We start from the raw sequence: 15,942 nt of genomic DNA, 5'->3' as shown, positions 1-15,942 counted from the left end.
CACGGATAAAATCAGCAACTTTTTTTAGCTTTCGGTGCAGGATAATTTGCAGCTTGGCGTCATACCCTTACAGAGAAAGTTCAATGACTAAGGAAAAACTATTAACCCATAAGGCAATTGAAGGTGATAGAGATGCGTTCCGGCAAATCGTGGAGCTGCATCATAGAATGGTCATACACATTATCCTGTCGTATGTAAACAACAGCCATGATGCTGAGGACATTGCCCAGGAGGTGTTCATTGAGATGTATCGCTCCCTGAAAAAGTTTCGTGGCGAAGCAAGCCTCTCTACATGGCTCTATCGCCTCGCGGTTAATAAAGCACTGGACTTTATCAGACAACGTAATCGCCAAAAACGAGGAAGCGGACTGGTAAGCGCCCTGGAAAAAAGCGAGATGGAAGCACTAAAAATAAGCCACCATCAGCAAAGCGACGATGCCATTGAAGAAACGGAACGTCGAAATCTTTTGTACGCAGCCATTGAACAACTACCCGAACGGCAGAAGAATGCCCTGGTGCTATCGCAAATAAAAGAGCTGAAGCAACAAGAGGTGGCCGACATTATGAAAACGTCGGTCTCATCCGTTGAATCGCTGCTGGTTAGAGCGAAACGCAAACTAAAAGAGTTATTAATAAAACACAAAGAAGAAATTTTCTGAGCAGGATAATTCATTTTTTATCGTCATATAAAATGAGTGTGGATATGAAAAAGCCAATGAAAGAAAGACAAGACATAGATCGGTTGCTGGAGGAGACACTGAATCATCGGTATGCACCATCGCCCGGCTTTGTGGATAATGTGATGGCAAGAATTGATAAGATGGATAACATAAAGCCCTCCATGAAATACATAAGCATTGGCCTTCAGGTGGCCGCAGCCTGTGCCGGTCTTATCTTACTGATTAATATACTAACACTACGCTCATCCATCAACCAGGAGAATGAAAACGACTGGACAAGTGTTTATGAGAATAACACATCGCCCGACTGGTACGATTATTACAATGGCGATACCTTTTTAGCCACTAACATAAACCGCAAGTAGAATGAAGAACACATGCAAAATATGCTGGACTATCCTTACCCTTTTCTTGTTGGGTAATATCATACTATTGGGCATATGGTGGTTGAAAACGGATGCTGAGCCCAATGTTCAGAAAAAAAACTACGATAAGGAAGAACATCGCATGCGCATGCATCGCCACCTGCTGAAAAATGCAGAAATTAATGAAGCGCAGTTTGATGAAATGTATGGCTTGTGGAAACAGCATGCCAGGCGCATACGCAGCCACGAATCAGCCATTGACAGCCTGCGAAAGCGGCTAATGAACGAAACCTTCAACAACAACTCCGACAGCGTGGAAGCCGGACGGCTGATTGATCAAATAAGCCGGCAGCAAAAGCTGATTGAGAAATCTAACTATTATCACTTTAGACAATTACGCGGAGTGTGTGAAAACGACCGGCAACGTGAGTTGCTTGACCAAATGTTTAAAGAACGTATCATGCGAGAGGGCCCGAAGAGACGTTTCCGGGGCCGACGACACAGACACTAATCAATATTTGTACTTGCAATGAACCACTTAGCATAAGCGCGCTTGCTGAGCTGTAATTGCTGTACCCTTATGTTGAACATTTTAAAACACAGACCAATGAAAAACAGATATTTATTATTAACCGGAATATTCTGCCTGTCGATACTAACAGCGACAGCACAACGCTACAATGGCCGGCGTGCCCAATGCGCTAATTTTGAAAATCGCAATTGCCGTATAGATAATCTAAGCGACGAGCAGGAAAGTAAGATTAATCAGGAGCGCATCAGCTTTCAGAAATCCGTGCAACAGCAACATAACCGCTTGGGTGAGTTGCGTGCCCAAAAACGAAGTATCGAAACCACAACGCCCCTTAACAAGGAGGCTTTGAACAAGGTGTTAACAGAAATAAACTCCATCAATACCAACATTCAAAAGAAAAGGGTACGTCATCATCAAACCATTAAGTCCTTTTTGAATGAAGAGCAAGGCATTGCCTTTGACAGCCGAAGACAACGGCAAGATGCCGGATGCTATTATGGCGAAGGCATGAGAAGCGGTGCCGGAAAAGGACATGGAATGCGCCCCGGAAAAGGGAGACGGGGATCTGGAAACGGCATGAATGGTAGCGGCTACGGACAACAAGGGAAAGCTTATCAACAGGGACGTGGTAATGGCGATGGATGGAGGCAACAAGGAACTCCAATGGTATCGGATGAAGTACGCGAAAACCTTAGAGCTTTGCACCTTTCAATGATGAAGGAAACTCAACCCCTGAACAACCGCTTAAATGAGCTGAAGGCACAACAACGCACACTAACAAGTGGTGAAACAGTAGATCTGAAAAAAGTGGATAAGAACATTGATGAGCAAGCAGCCATTAAACTTAAAATAGCAAAACTACACGCTGCCAAACGAAGTGAAATGCGCGCACAGCTCGGCGATGAGGAACAACTCATGTTCGACAGACATCGTGGGCAACACGCTCACCATAGAGAAATGAGATGGTAATACACGTAATAACTGAAACGAGGAGGCCCGAAAATGTAGTTTTATTTTCGGGCCTCCTCGTTTTTTGGGGGGAAGATCTCATAAACAAGAAATCACATCAGCCTCAATTTATCACATCTCCCTACTCCACAACAACCTACACTTAACATCGGCCAATATAATTGTAAGTGTGTCACCCGAAATGATTTTATAGGTGTCTTATAAAGTAATTAAGTACTAATAAGCCCCATTAAAACATCTATACTATGAATGATCATCTATTTAAACGGATGCAAGGCCTGTCAACACTCATCGGCAACACCCCTTTGCTGGCCATTGAATTTGAATACAAAGGCACCAAAAGAAAGATTTATGCCAAGGCCGAATTTTTAAACCTGACCGGTAGTATCAAGGATCGTATGGCCTTTCACATCCTCAACAAGGCTTATGAGAGTGGTGAGTTAAAAGACGGCGACCGCATAATAGAAGCCACCAGCGGCAACACGGGCATTGCCTTTTCAGGCCTTGGCCGCGCTATGGGCCATCCGGTAACTATCTTTATGCCCAATTGGATGAGCCAGGAGCGTAAAAACCTGATTAAGAGCTTTGGAGCAAACATCCGACTGGTGACTCCCGAAGAAGGTGGTTTTTTAGGCAGCATCGAAATGGCCAATCAGCTGGCTACCGAGAGCAATAACACTTTCCTGCCCCGTCAGTTTTCCAACTTCGATAATTGCGAGGCCCATTACAATACAACCGGACCTGAATTATACTGGCAACTCCGTTTTCGGGGTTTAACACCCGATGCTTTTGTGGCCGGCGTGGGCACGGGGGGCACGGTAATGGGCGTGGGCAAATTTCTGCGCGAACAAATTCCGGGCATTAAGATACACCCGCTGGAACCCTCCAACTCCCCCACCATGACAACGGGCTACAAAGTAGGAAAACATCGAATTCAAGGTATCTCCGATGAGTTTATCCCCACCATTGTTAAATTGGATCAACTGGATGAGATCATTAGTGTGGATGACGGGGATGCCATTATGATGGCACAGAAGCTGAGCACTGCCCTGGGACTGGGTGTGGGCATATCCAGCGGCGCCAACTTTATTGGCGCTCTTAAAATACAGGAGGAACTAGGCCCTGATGCCGTCGTAGTAACGGTATTTGCGGATGATAACAAGAAATACCTAAGCACCGACCTGGTGAGGGAAGAGCCCGTAAAGGCAGACTTCCTATCCACTGGTGTTTCACTGCTGAGTTACGCCGCCTATAAAAGAGTTTGCCATACCTGCTGCGATCCTAACGAATGTTTGGAAGGGTGCCACAGCGAGTCAGCACCAACGCCAGTGCTACCCTCCTGTCCCCGAAGAGAAGCAGTGCTATAATTCTATACATAAGCAGGGCCTTATCACACCCCAAGGCCCTGTTCCTTTTCAAGGGCTTCTGTAGCGGCCAAGGTAGCAGCTACAACCGATACAATCGATACAAATCCGGCCAACATAACACCAACATAAGGAATCAGCAATACCAAAGAAAAAACAAAACCACTACCCACAGCCAACCCCCTGTTTCGCCGCATAAAGCGTACACTGTAGTCAAGCTTAAATCGCTTTCGTTCGAAGGTGTAATCCAAAAAAGAAAAACCATAAAAGTAGGCCGAGACTAAAAACAGCGCAAGCGGCGTGAAATAGCCTATGAGCGGCACGAAGCTAAGGATAATCAGCATAAGGGTGAGCCCTAACTCCACGGCTAAATTGCGCAGTGCTAACAAAACGCCCCGCATAATATCGCTGATAAACTGCCGAAAATCAAAAGGTATTTTACGCCCTGTAATGATTTCTTCGGTTTTCTCCGACAGCAAGGCAAAAACAGGAGACAACAGAATAATGATAAGATACCCACCCACGTAGGCATAAAAAATAAAAAACATCAGCCGCAGCACCAACCATACCAATCCTTTTATGATAGCCAACAACCACGAGGCACCCCAGAAATCCCAGGCTTCACCATCCATAACGTTTGTTAACGCCATCACCAGATCATCACTAAGGGCTGATACTGACCATAACCCAAGGATAAACAGCAACACATTAAAAAGAATGGGAAAAATAAAATACCCCCCAAGTTGATTGCGAAACATAAATGATATAGCTTGCCCATAAGCCCTTAAGCCCAAACGAAAGCCTTGTCTGTTATTCATTAAAAACAAATTATTATTAAAATGATAAGCCATCAAAACTAAGCTTTTCGGCTAAAATTTACTATTTTTGCACTGCCAAAAAATCAAATAGAAAAATGATGGATATTCAATTATTGACTGCCATATCTCCCGTTGACGGAAGGTATCGAAACAAAGTAGATGGATTAGCGCTGTATTTTTCAGAGTATGCGCTCATACGCTACCGGGTGCTTGTTGAAATAGAGTACTTTATTGCACTTTGCGAGCAGCCACTCCCCCAATTGGCCAACTTTGACAAATCGCTGTATACCGAATTGCGTAAAGTATACAAAAATTTCGAACTGGAAGATGCCGACCGCATCAAAGAGATTGAGTCCATTACCAACCACGATGTGAAGGCAGTTGAATATTTTATCAAGGAGAAATTTGATGCCTTGCAACTGGAGGAGTACAAAGAATTTATCCACTTTGGCCTTACCTCGCAGGATATTAACAATACAGCAGTACCCTACTCACTGCGTGACGCTGTACACGATATTTACTACCCTCTGCTGGAAGAGCTTATCCAAACACTGGATGAATTGGCTTCGGATTGGAAAGACATACCCATGCTGGCCAAAACACATGGTCAGCCCGCTTCGCCTACTCGCTTAGGCAAAGAAATGAAAGTATATGTTGAACGTCTGAACAAACAATTGGCACTACTTAAGGGCATACCCTGCTCAGCTAAATTTGGCGGTGCTACAGGTAACTTCAACGCGCACAACGCGGCTTACCCGCAAATTGACTGGGTAGACTTTGGCAACCACTTTGTCAACGACATCCTGAAGCTGGATCGTGAGCAGGTAACCACACAAATATCCAACTACGATAACATGGCTGCATCCTTCGATAACTTCAAGCGCATCAATGTTATTCTATTGGATCTGTCACGCGATTTCTGGACCTATATCATGATGGAATACTTCAAGCAAAAGATAAAGAAAGGTGAAGTAGGTTCAAGTGCCATGCCCCATAAGGTTAACCCCATCGACTTTGAAAATGCAGAAGGCAACCTGGGACTTGCCAATGCCCTCTTTGGCCACCTGGCAGAAAAACTGCCTGTATCGCGTTTACAGCGCGACTTAACCGACTCTACGGTGCTGCGTAACATAGGGGTGCCGATTGCCCACTCGGTTATTGCCATTCGTTCGCTTGCAAAAGGACTGGGTAAATTGCTCTTAAATGAAAATGCCATTAAGCGCGACCTGGAAGCCAACTGGGCCGTTGTAGCCGAAGGCATTCAAACCATACTGCGCCGCGAGGGCTATCCCAATCCCTACGAGGCACTGAAAGCATTAACACGCACCAATGAGGAGATTAATGCCAAAACCATGGCCGCCTTCATTGACACACTGGAAGTATCGGAAGAAGTGAAAGAAGAAATGCGCGCACTGACGCCTCACTCCTACACCGGCGTTTTTAAGATTTAATAACAAGGATACTATTTGTGATTCGGGCAGTAAAACAATACTTTTACTGCCCGTTTCATTATATCTAAACTTAAGCCGGTTGGTAATATTACAAGATGCGAACAGGCACACCAGCACACTTAATAAAAAAATAAACAATGAGGGATTTTTTCAGAGTACTGCATATCTATCTACCTCCATATAAAACCAAACTAGCTTTAACGTTTTTATTTAACCTACTAGCAGCTATCTTCATCGTATTCTCCATGCTATCGATGATTCCCATGCTACAAGTTATTCTGGAAGATGATAAAGAAGTGCACACCTTAATGGCCTGGGCGCTGGATAAAGACGTCTTGTTCAATAATCTAAACTACTACATTACTCAAATAAAAGCACAATACGGCCCGGGGGCTACCCTCTTCTTTCTAGGCCTGTTTGGTATTGTTGCCACTTTTCTTAAAACCGGTTTTACCTATCTGGCCTCCTATACCATTACCGGCATTCGTAACGGTATAACCCGCGATATACGAAAAGCCATTTATAAAAAGATGATTGAACTACCTTTGGGCTTCTACAGCAACGAGCGCAAAGGCGATATGATGGCACGATCAACAGCTGATGTGCAGGAGGTAGAAGCATCAGTAATGTCGTCACTGGATATGTTGCTTAAAAATCCCATTATCATCATAGTAGTGCTTATCTCCATGCTGGGGGTAAGTCCTGAACTTACCTTGTTTGTTTTTATAGTATTACCCATTGCCGGGTTCATCATTGGCCGCATTGGTAAAAGCCTGAAGAAAACATCGCAGGAAGGGCAAACCAAACTGGGTCTCATATTGGGTATAATTGAAGAATCTCTTTCGGGACTGCGCGTCATTAAAGCCTTCAATGCTGAAAAGCGTTTAGCTGACCGCTTTGAGTCGCAAGTGGAAAGCTACCGCCGCACCATGAATCGCCTGCAACGACGACGCCACCTGGCACACCCCACCAGCGAATTTCTGGGCACCATCGTTTTTGTTATCATATTTTGGTATGGCGGCTCGCTAATCCTCAAAGGAGATGAAAACCTAAGCATGGCCGTATTCATGACCTATCTGGGTATGTTCTACCAAATAATCAACCCTGCCAAAGCATTCTCACAGGCAGCCTACAGCATTCAAAAGGGTATGGCCGCCTACGAGCGCATCGAACAGGTATTAGATGCCGACCTGGGCATTAAAGAGCACGACGGATCAGAATCGGTATCTACCTTTAAAGAACAGATAGAATACCGCAACATTAGCTTTGCCTATGGTGAAGTAAATGTACTCAAAAACGTGAGCCTAACCATTCCACAAGGCAAAACCATTGCGCTGGTGGGACAATCGGGCAGTGGGAAAACTACTTTTGTGGATTTACTACCCCGCTTCTACGACGTACAGCAAGGTGGTATTTTTATAGACGGAAAAAATATTAAAGACATCAAATTATTCGACCTACGTGAATTAATGGGCAATGTTAACCAGGAGGCAATACTATTTAACGATACCATCTATAATAACATTACCTTTGGCGTAGAAAATGCAAGTGAAGAAGCAGTAATCAATGCCGCCAAGGTAGCCAATGCGCACGATTTTATCAGTGCCACTGAAGAAGGTTATCAAACCATTATTGGCGATCGCGGCAGTAAATTATCAGGCGGTCAACGTCAGCGCCTGAGCATAGCGCGTGCCATCCTCAAAAACCCACCTATCCTGATCCTTGACGAGGCCACATCGGCGCTGGATACCGAATCGGAACGACTGGTACAGGATGCTCTGGAAAAATTGATGCAAAACCGCACTTCACTGGTAATTGCACACCGTCTGTCAACCGTGCGCAATGCCGATAAAATATGTGTATTTAACGAGGGCCGCATTGTAGAAACTGGTACGCACGATGAATTAATTGCTCAGGATGGCATCTACAGGAAACTGCATGCCATGCAAATGAGCTAAGCGATACGGTATTTAGCATTTTTTAACGTTAAAAACGCAACCTTTTAGCACCTATTTTGATATTAGTTAAGAAAGGAGTTGATTATGAGGTTGAAAGATTTAGTAAGCGTTGCAGCGGGCATCGTCATTTCGTCGGTGTTAGCAACGCAAGATGTTGTTGCACAAAAAGCAAAGCGCTATCATAAAGTTGGCAACTTAAAAGTAGATACCGGCTTTAATAAACAATACTTCGATGATTTTATGATTCCCTTTCAGGAATTCAGCGACCTGCACAATTGCAAAATAACCATTAAAAGTAAAAAGATACGCACGACCATGGCAGCCCGCCCTCAGTTTTTATCTTTACTATTGGGCAAAAAAAACCGACGCTATGTTATTGTAGTCAATAAAGATAAATCCTTTGAAGGTGTCCACCTAAAACACGTGCCTCCAGCAGCACGCATTGGCTTATTTGCCCACGAGCTGATGCACATACGCGATTACGAAAGTCGAAAAGTGAGCGGTGTTATGGAACGTGGTATTCAGTACCTCACCCATAAAGGCAAAAAAAAAGTGGAACACTATACTGACAGCTTAACCATTGCAGCAGGCTTTGGCCAGCAATTACACAACTGGGCCGCTTATGTGCTCTACGATTCAGATGCCTCTAAAGAATACAAATTCTACAAAGAAAATATATACATGACACCGGCATGCATCCTCACACAAATAGAGGAAACATTACCTCAACAACAAACAGGCCTTGAACTCTGAAATGCTTAGCGATCTTTAAACAGCAGCAGTAAAATATAAAAGCCGGTAAAGATTTAATCTTCACCGGCTTTTACTTCATTCAACTTAAAAACGCCATCCCTGGTTTAAGGCATCATCCAATCGCTAAACATGGCCATGCCCCAAGCAGGTTAAGCATCGTACACCACCATAAACTTGCGCTTATCGGGGTTAATGGAAATATCAATCTTAGCCGTTGCCAACAGGTCTTTACATCCTTTCGACAAATTAACAAAGGCAATATCCTTATTATACTCCTGGTACTTATCATTTAACTTTCTGATGGCTTCAATACCACTCTGATCTACAACACGACTACGTTCGAAATCAACAATAATCTTATGCTCGTCATTTTTAACATCGAATATTTCTGCAAAAGCAGTTGTTGATCCAAAGAAAAGCGGGCCATGGATATCGTAGTGCTTAATGCCATTTTCATCGGTGCGTATGCGGGCATGAATGCCGGTAGCATGATCCCAGGCAAAGGACAAGGCCGACAGTACAACACCAATAGCAACCGCCAGCGCCAGATTATGGAATACCACAGTTACAACAGCTACAATCACCATTATCATAAAGTCATCCAATGGTGTCTTCTTGAAATTTTTGATACTCGACCACTCAAAAGTGCCATAGGCCACCATAAACATCACACCAATAAGCGCAGCAACAGGTATCATTTCAATCACCGGTGATAGAAACATTATAAAGGCCAATAGCGTTAAGGCAGCTACCAAACCTGACAAACGACCCCGCGCCCCTGAGTTAATATTGATCATACTCTGACCAATCATGGCACAACCACCCATACTACCAAACACACCGGATATGCAGTTGGCTATACCCTGTGCCATACTCTCGCGATTACCACTACCCCTAGTGTCGGTACGCTCATCAATAATGGTAAGTGTCAGCAGACTCTCAATCAAGCCTACACCGGCAACACTCAAGGCCGGAAGAAAGATGATTTTTAAAGTGGCCATACTGAATAAATCAGCCGGATAATCAGTAAACACAGAAGGCAATCCACCCTGCATCGACTTACCCTTTAGCAGGTTGAGTACCGTAGGCGTTTCAACTCCCGGCATAAAAGAAATAGCAGCAATAACCAAAATAGCTACCAGGGCCGAAGGAATAGCCTTGGTAAAACGGGGCAAATACACCATTATAAGAATTGTTAAGGCCACCAAAGCCATCAGGGTATACTGCTTAGCGCCTGTATAGTAAGCAAATTCGCCCGCTGCATCGCTTCCAAACATGGGAAACTGCGCCATGAAAATAACGATGGCCAGACCATTTACAAAGCCCAGCATAACAGGATGCGGTACAAGACGAATAAATTTACCCAGACGCAAAGCCCCAACCGCCAGCTGCATTAATCCGCCCAAAATGATGGTTGGATACAGATAGGCCTCACCGTATTCCTGCACCGTAGCCGCCACCACCACGGCGATAGCACCTGTAGCACCGGATATCATACCCGGACGCCCTCCCAGCAAAGCAGTAAAAAAGCCCATGATGCACGCAGCATACAGACCAATTAGTGGATCAACACCCGCAATAAAAGAAAAGGCAATTGCCTCGGGAACAAGCGCTATGGCAACTGTTATCCCTGACAAAATCTCTATTTTAATATTTGAACCTTGAATAAGTTCTTTGATAAAAACCATGTATCGTTAGTTTAAAAATTTACACACCTCAACCCACGCACCTAAATGCACGCAGCATTCAATATTTGAAAGGGGAGCATTGCCGATATGGCAAAAATTAAAGGGTATTTAATTAGCGGGCACAAAGATAGAAATAATCGTGCTAAGCACGAAAATTTTTATTGGCAGGCAACTACATCTGTGGAATTAGAGTAATTTTTTAAAAGCACACTCTTCCCTTTGCTTTTGAAGGCAAGGGGAAGTACGACGCCATAGGCGGCGGGATGGGGATCGCAACGGAATTTCGCAGCATCGGACGGCTCCTTATGTGCATCCTGTTTAAAGGGAACCATGCCTGACATTCAACCCACTCCGGGGTTGATGATGATGAACATTGAACACCACAGGTTGGCACCTGTGGCTATTGATATTTGAACCCTTCGGGTTCCAATCCAACATCATATGATGAATATCCAAGACCCTCGATAGATTAGTGCATGAATGCAGCTGTTTTTGAGCAATAAAGGATCGCATCTTCCCTTCATTAAAGCTGCGATTCTAAAACATGCACACTCTTCACTTTGCTTTTAAAGACAAGGGCAAGTACGACGCCAAAGGTGGCGGGATGGGGATCATAACGAAATCTTGCAGCAACGAATCGCTGCTTTATCTGCTTAACGGAAAGCAGATGCGATCCGAAAACACCGGACGGCTCCTTATCTGCATCCTGTTTAAAGGGAACCATGCCTGACATTCAACCCACTCCGGGGTTAATGATGATGGACATTGGACACCACAGGTTGGCACCTGTGGCTATTAATATTTGAACCCTACGGGTTCCAATCCAGCATCATATGACGAATATCCAGGACCCTCGATAATTGATGCTAGAATACCGCTGGTTTTGAGCAATAAAGGATCGCATCTTAGTCACATAATGGATATTAAAGCTGCGATCCTGGAAACTAGCACACTCTTCCCTTTGCATTTGAAGACAAGGGGAAGTGCGACGCCATAGGCGGCGGGATGGGGATCGCAACGGAATTTCGCAGCAACGGATCGCAGCTCTATCTGCATAACAAAAAGCAGATGCAATCCGAAAACACAGGACGGTTCCTTATGAGCATCTTGCTTAAAGGGAACCATGCCTGACATTCAACCCACTCCGGGGTTGACGATGATGGACCTTGAACACCACAGGTTGGCACCTGTGGCTATTAATATTTGAACCCTACGGGTTCCTATGCAGCATCATATGATGAATATCCAAGACCCTCGATAATTAGTGCAAGAATCCGGCTGTTTTTGAGTAATAAAGGATCGCATCCTAGCCACATAATCGATATTAAAGCTGCGATCCTAAATATCGGATAATTAGTATTTCCACTCCTTTGCGGCTTCATACATGGCCACCACATTTTCAACGGGCGTTTCTACCTTTAGCTTGTGTGAGGGTCCCAAAATAAAACCACCGCCGGGTGCCATGGTGTCGAGCAGTCGCTTAACCCCTTCCTTTACTGATGCCGGGGTTCCCTGCCGGAGCAAAAGCTCCTCATCAAGCGCTCCACTGAAGGTTATGTAATGTCCGAAATCTTCTTTCAGACCATCAGGTGCCATGCCATTGGCTCTTGTCTGAATGGGGTCAAGCACATCAGCACCCAAACTGATAAACTCAGGTAAGAGCTTACGCACACCGCCACAGGAATGCATGTAAAATTTCACCCCCTGAGAACGAGGCAGCGCCACAAAGTCTTCAATAGCCGGCTTGCAATATTGCTCCCATATGTCATTACTAATGGCCAAACCCGACTGAGAGCCAAAGTCATCAGCCACCCTGATAAAATCTACACCCCCCTGGGCCTTGTCAAAAAACTTCTCGATAAAATCGAGGTAAAAAATCTTGACCTTAGCGCTTAAGGCAGCAAAAAATTTGGGGTGATACATGATGACATCCAAGAAGGCATCGCGCCCAAGCAGGCGCTGAATAATACGAAATAGTCCGGGCGAAGAATAACCCGGAGCCGTCATTACCGCATAGTTCTTGTACTTCTCAATTTTCTTTGGTAACGAGTCAAAATCAAACAAATCGGTTGTAGGCCATTCGAAATCATCCAGCGCGGCCGGGTCAGTCTGTCCTTCCAAAGGAAAATTAGTGGCTTCCCAATATGAGAAGTCACCATTTTTTACTTTTGAATAACCTACCCCCCATATATCGGTCTTTGTAAGACCATCATCACCCACTAAATTTTTTCCAATATAATCTGGTTCAACCCAACGAAAGTCAACATCCAGAAACTCCATCAACTGATCACGATTCTGAAACCCCAGATGCGCCATCAACTTCGCACCAAATTCAGGGACGTCCCAGTAAAAAAACGGCACCCGGTCCACCTCTTCGTGATCCAGTGCCTTCAGGACTCTTTCCTTGTGAATCATAAGCGTTGCTTTTGATTAAAAAAAATGATTTTTCTCATCGCAAAACTTGTCGAATTTAGAAAAGATATGATAAAAATCAAATTTTTAACGATGAAAGCAATCTTTAGCCGGATAAATATCCACCGGAAAAGTTGTCAGATAATCAGTGTTTACAGGTATTCTAACCCGATAGAGATAGAAATGTTAAATCTTTACCCTAATTACATAGATAAAGTTATACTACCTAACTTTTACCATTTCGTAGAGTAAAATGCCGGCTGCCACAGATACGTTTAATGACTCAATTTCACCTAAAATAGGAATCCTGCTTTTCACATCGGCTGTATTCAGTATTTTCGGATGAACACCCTTATCCTCAGCACCCATTACCAAAGCCACAGGCCCTCGGTAGTTGGCTTTATCATAGTCGATAGCTCCCTTTTCGGTAGCTGCCACAATCTTCAGTCCACTTGCCTGCAAAAACTCAACCGCTGAAATCAAACTTCGAACACGGCACACGGGCAGTGAATGCAAGGCACCTGCCGATGTTTTAATGGCATCCGCCGTTACAGCTGCGGCCCCGGTATCCGGAATCACAATGGCATGAACACCGGCACACTCAGCCGTACGGGCGATGGCGCCAAAATTTCGCACATCGGTAATATGGTCGAGCACCAATACAAAAGGATCTTTCCCTTCTTCAAACAAAGTAGGTAGCAGCTGCTCGATATTCTGATAGCTAACAGGTGAAATCATGGCAATAACACCCTGATGATTCTGACGGGTGAGGCGGTTCAATTTTTCCATGGGGACAAACTGAAACGGTACATTATTCGCCCGCACATCGTCCAGAAAGTTTTGAAAGAGTGTACCCTGCAAACCCTTTTTAATCATTACTTTCTCAATCTCTTTACCCGCGCTGATTGCCTCTTGTACCGCGCGAATACCAAATACCATTTGTTGTTCTTTATCTTGCTTTACCATTGTCTAATCCATTTCTGATTTTTGTACCTGTAATTCCTCCAGCTGTTCCTGTGCCGATTCCCAAGTGCTCATCTCCTGCTCCAGGGCATTCTCCACTTCCTTAAAGGTGGTGAATATTTCTGTGTCGGCAGCATACTCGGGCTGACTGATTTTATCTGTCAATTGTGCCATCTTATCCTCCAGCTCCGCAATATTTGTCTCACATTGCTCCACTTGCTTCTCGGCACGCTTAATCCTTTTATTTAATTCTTTGCGCTCTTCGAACGACAGCTTCGCCTGTGAACGCTCTGTTTTCTGATTATTATTTTTCTTAGCCGACAATCCGGCGTTCAGGTCATTAAGTGTATCCAGCTTCTTTTTTTGGAGAAACTCATAAATACCCCCCAAGTGTTCCTTTATCTGCCGGTTTCTGAACTCAAAAACCTTATCCACCAATCCATCCAAAAACTCACGGTCGTGCGACACCAGGATCACGGTCCCCTCAAAATCGCGCAAAGCCTGCTTCAATATGTCTTTGGAGCGCATATCCAAGTGGTTGGTAGGCTCATCGAGAATAAGCAGATTAACAGGCTCCAACAACAGGCGCACCATAGCCAGACGCGTTCGTTCCCCGCCCGATAGCACCCCTACCTTCTTATCCACATCCTCACCCGAGAACATAAAAGCACCCAGCAGGTCGCGTATCTTAGTGCGTATATCGCCTACGGCCACATGGTCAATGGTTTCAAACACGGTTTGTTTTTCATCCAGCCGCTCGGCCTGATCCTGTGCGAAATAACCAATTTTAACGTTGTGACCGACAGTAAGCTTACCCTGATGAGCCAGTTCGCTCATAATAATGCGCGCCATGGTTGTTTTACCTTCCCCATTGCGCCCCACAAAGGCGATCTTCTCTCCCCGCTCGATATTCAGATCCACGGCATCGAGTACCAACAGATCACCATAAGCCTTGGTCACACCTTCACCTTTTACCACTACATTACCAGATCGTGGGGCGGCCGGAAACTTAATGTTCAGCGCAGAGTTATCAAACTCATCCACCTCAATACGTTCTATTTTTTCGAGTTGTTTAATGCGCGACTGCACCTGCACGGCCTTGGTTGCCTTATAGCGAAATCGCTCTATAAACTTCTCGGTATCTTCAATCTTCTTCTGCTGATTATTAAAGGCATTAAGCTGTTGTTCGCGTCGCTCTTTTCGCAACTCGATAAATCTCGAGTAGCTGGCTTTATAATCATATATCTTACCCAGTGATATCTCTATACTACGCGTTGTAATAGCATCCAAAAAGGCCTTATCGTGCGATATGAGTACTACGGCACCGCTGTAGGTCTTCAGAAAATCCTCGAGCCACTGTATGGAATCGATATCTAGGTGGTTGGTAGGCTCATCCAACAGAAAAATATCGGGCTGCTCCAGTAAAATCTTAGCCAGCTCAATACGCATGCGCCAGCCACCGCTAAACTCCCCGGTATTACGACCAAAGTCGCTGCGTTCAAAACCTAAACCCTTAAGGGTTGTTTCAATCAGTGCCTCGTGGTTACTGCCTCCCAGAAGATTAAAGCGCTCCGTTAGCTCATTCAGTCGATCAAGCAAAGCCATGTATGCATCTGATTCATAATCGGTGCGCTCCCCGATCTCCGTATTCACGTTGGCAATCTTTTTCTCCAGCCCCTTAAGCTCTGAAAAGGCCAGCTCCACCTCTTCCGTTACGGTACGCGTATCGGTATATTTCATATGCTGCGGCAGGTATCCCACCTTTATCCCCTTGGGCATGGTCACAGCTCCACTGGTTGGCTCCTGATGGCCGGCAATTATTTTGAGCAAAGTTGATTTACCGGCGCCATTTTTTCCGATTAAGCCAATCCGATCCTTGTTATTGATCAAAAACGAGACTGCCTCAAACAGCTTAAAACCACCAAAATCAACCGTTAACTGATTTATTGATACCATTCATTAAAATTTGTGCAAAGATAGCATAAAAAA

The 15,942-nt window shown here is 44.7% G+C and carries 13 protein-coding genes; 8 read left to right on the top strand and 5 right to left on the bottom strand.

Features of this window, described 5'->3' with window-relative positions; all coding sequences use genetic code 11:
- The first annotated feature begins 83 nt into the window (after positions 1-83).
- From ACRD7A_RS00510 to ACRD7A_RS00490, 5 genes are all read left to right on the top strand, one after another.
- Positions 84-659 (top strand): RNA polymerase sigma factor, encoded by a 576-nt coding sequence (locus tag ACRD7A_RS00510; RefSeq protein ID WP_430809377.1) that lies wholly within the window; start codon positions 84-86, stop codon positions 657-659.
- 44 nt (positions 660-703) lie between these two features.
- On the top strand, positions 704-1,045 hold the full coding sequence (locus ACRD7A_RS00505; RefSeq protein ID WP_430809376.1) for a hypothetical protein: 342 nt from the start codon (positions 704-706) through the stop codon (positions 1,043-1,045).
- 1 nt (position 1,046) lies between these two features.
- The gene (locus ACRD7A_RS00500; RefSeq protein ID WP_430809375.1) at positions 1,047-1,556 is read left to right on the top strand and encodes a hypothetical protein; all 510 of its coding nucleotides are present in this window, start codon (positions 1,047-1,049) and stop codon (positions 1,554-1,556) included.
- 96 nt (positions 1,557-1,652) lie between these two features.
- Positions 1,653-2,546, top strand: coding sequence for a hypothetical protein (locus tag ACRD7A_RS00495; RefSeq protein ID WP_430809374.1), 894 nt, complete (start codon positions 1,653-1,655; stop codon positions 2,544-2,546).
- A gap of 245 nt (positions 2,547-2,791) precedes the next feature.
- Positions 2,792-3,913 carry a PLP-dependent cysteine synthase family protein gene (locus ACRD7A_RS00490; protein WP_430809373.1) on the top strand — a complete coding sequence of 374 codons (1,122 nt, stop codon included), beginning with the start codon at positions 2,792-2,794 and terminating at the stop codon, positions 3,911-3,913.
- A 23-nt stretch (positions 3,914-3,936) separates the two neighbouring features.
- Here the strand turns inward: ACRD7A_RS00490 and ACRD7A_RS00485 are convergent, their stop codons facing one another.
- Complete coding sequence (locus ACRD7A_RS00485) at positions 3,937-4,728, bottom strand: EI24 domain-containing protein (protein WP_430809372.1); 792 nt, start codon at positions 4,726-4,728, stop codon at positions 3,937-3,939.
- A 95-nt stretch (positions 4,729-4,823) separates the two neighbouring features.
- Here ACRD7A_RS00485 and purB point away from each other — a divergent pair, with 95 nt between their 5' ends.
- The 3 genes from purB to ACRD7A_RS00470 all read left to right on the top strand — a co-directional run bounded on the left by purB (position 4,824) and on the right by ACRD7A_RS00470 (position 8,890).
- Positions 4,824-6,179: an adenylosuccinate lyase gene (gene purB, locus ACRD7A_RS00480; protein ID WP_430809371.1), complete on the top strand. Its 1,356-nt coding sequence runs from the start codon at positions 4,824-4,826 to the stop codon at positions 6,177-6,179.
- Between the two features lie 137 nt (positions 6,180-6,316).
- Positions 6,317-8,137, top strand: coding sequence for an ABC transporter ATP-binding protein (locus ACRD7A_RS00475; protein ID WP_430809370.1), 1,821 nt, complete (start codon positions 6,317-6,319; stop codon positions 8,135-8,137).
- Positions 8,138-8,221: 84 nt separating this feature from the next.
- On the top strand, positions 8,222-8,890 hold the full coding sequence (locus tag ACRD7A_RS00470; RefSeq protein ID WP_430809369.1) for a hypothetical protein: 669 nt from the start codon (positions 8,222-8,224) through the stop codon (positions 8,888-8,890).
- A 149-nt stretch (positions 8,891-9,039) separates the two neighbouring features.
- Here the strand turns inward: ACRD7A_RS00470 and ACRD7A_RS00465 are convergent, their stop codons facing one another.
- The 4 genes from ACRD7A_RS00465 to ACRD7A_RS00450 form a co-directional block, all read right to left on the bottom strand.
- A complete protein-coding gene (locus ACRD7A_RS00465; protein ID WP_430809368.1) occupies positions 9,040-10,578 on the bottom strand; it encodes a SulP family inorganic anion transporter in 1,539 nt (512 codons plus the stop codon).
- A 1,353-nt stretch (positions 10,579-11,931) separates the two neighbouring features.
- Positions 11,932-12,993, bottom strand: a complete 1,062-nt coding sequence (locus tag ACRD7A_RS00460) for a uroporphyrinogen decarboxylase family protein (protein WP_430809367.1) — start codon at positions 12,991-12,993, stop codon at positions 11,932-11,934.
- Between the two features lie 219 nt (positions 12,994-13,212).
- The gene (gene rlmB, locus ACRD7A_RS00455) at positions 13,213-13,956 is read right to left on the bottom strand and encodes a 23S rRNA (guanosine(2251)-2'-O)-methyltransferase RlmB (RefSeq protein ID WP_430809366.1); all 744 of its coding nucleotides are present in this window, start codon (positions 13,954-13,956) and stop codon (positions 13,213-13,215) included.
- A 3-nt stretch (positions 13,957-13,959) separates the two neighbouring features.
- Positions 13,960-15,909 (bottom strand): ABC-F family ATP-binding cassette domain-containing protein, encoded by a 1,950-nt coding sequence (locus ACRD7A_RS00450; protein ID WP_430809365.1) that lies wholly within the window; start codon positions 15,907-15,909, stop codon positions 13,960-13,962.
- Between the last annotated feature and the right edge of the window lie 33 nt (positions 15,910-15,942).

This window comes from Carboxylicivirga longa (assembly GCF_050589825.1).
Lineage (GTDB): Bacteria > Bacteroidota > Bacteroidia > Bacteroidales > Marinilabiliaceae > Carboxylicivirga > Carboxylicivirga longa.
This window is presented reverse-complemented; position numbering and strand designations above follow the sequence as displayed.

What these genes read in the sequence shown, in the direction of transcription:
- ACRD7A_RS00510 (WP_430809377.1), top strand. Translation starts at nt 84, where the DNA reads ATGACTAAGGAAAAACTATTAACCCATAAGGCAATTGAAGGTGATAGA.
- ACRD7A_RS00505 (WP_430809376.1), top strand. Translation starts at nt 704, where the DNA reads ATGAAAAAGCCAATGAAAGAAAGACAAGACATAGATCGGTTGCTGGAG.
- ACRD7A_RS00500 (WP_430809375.1), top strand. Translation starts at nt 1,047, where the DNA reads ATGAAGAACACATGCAAAATATGCTGGACTATCCTTACCCTTTTCTTG.
- ACRD7A_RS00495 (WP_430809374.1), top strand. Translation starts at nt 1,653, where the DNA reads ATGAAAAACAGATATTTATTATTAACCGGAATATTCTGCCTGTCGATA.
- ACRD7A_RS00490 (WP_430809373.1), top strand. Translation starts at nt 2,792, where the DNA reads ATGAATGATCATCTATTTAAACGGATGCAAGGCCTGTCAACACTCATC.
- ACRD7A_RS00485 (WP_430809372.1), bottom strand. Translation starts at nt 4,728, where the DNA reads ATGAATAACAGACAAGGCTTTCGTTTGGGCTTAAGGGCTTATGGGCAA.
- purB (WP_430809371.1), top strand. Translation starts at nt 4,824, where the DNA reads ATGATGGATATTCAATTATTGACTGCCATATCTCCCGTTGACGGAAGG.
- ACRD7A_RS00475 (WP_430809370.1), top strand. Translation starts at nt 6,317, where the DNA reads ATGAGGGATTTTTTCAGAGTACTGCATATCTATCTACCTCCATATAAA.
- ACRD7A_RS00470 (WP_430809369.1), top strand. Translation starts at nt 8,222, where the DNA reads ATGAGGTTGAAAGATTTAGTAAGCGTTGCAGCGGGCATCGTCATTTCG.
- ACRD7A_RS00465 (WP_430809368.1), bottom strand. Translation starts at nt 10,578, where the DNA reads ATGGTTTTTATCAAAGAACTTATTCAAGGTTCAAATATTAAAATAGAG.
- ACRD7A_RS00460 (WP_430809367.1), bottom strand. Translation starts at nt 12,993, where the DNA reads ATGATTCACAAGGAAAGAGTCCTGAAGGCACTGGATCACGAAGAGGTG.
- rlmB (WP_430809366.1), bottom strand. Translation starts at nt 13,956, where the DNA reads ATGGTAAAGCAAGATAAAGAACAACAAATGGTATTTGGTATTCGCGCG.
- ACRD7A_RS00450 (WP_430809365.1), bottom strand. Translation starts at nt 15,909, where the DNA reads ATGGTATCAATAAATCAGTTAACGGTTGATTTTGGTGGTTTTAAGCTG.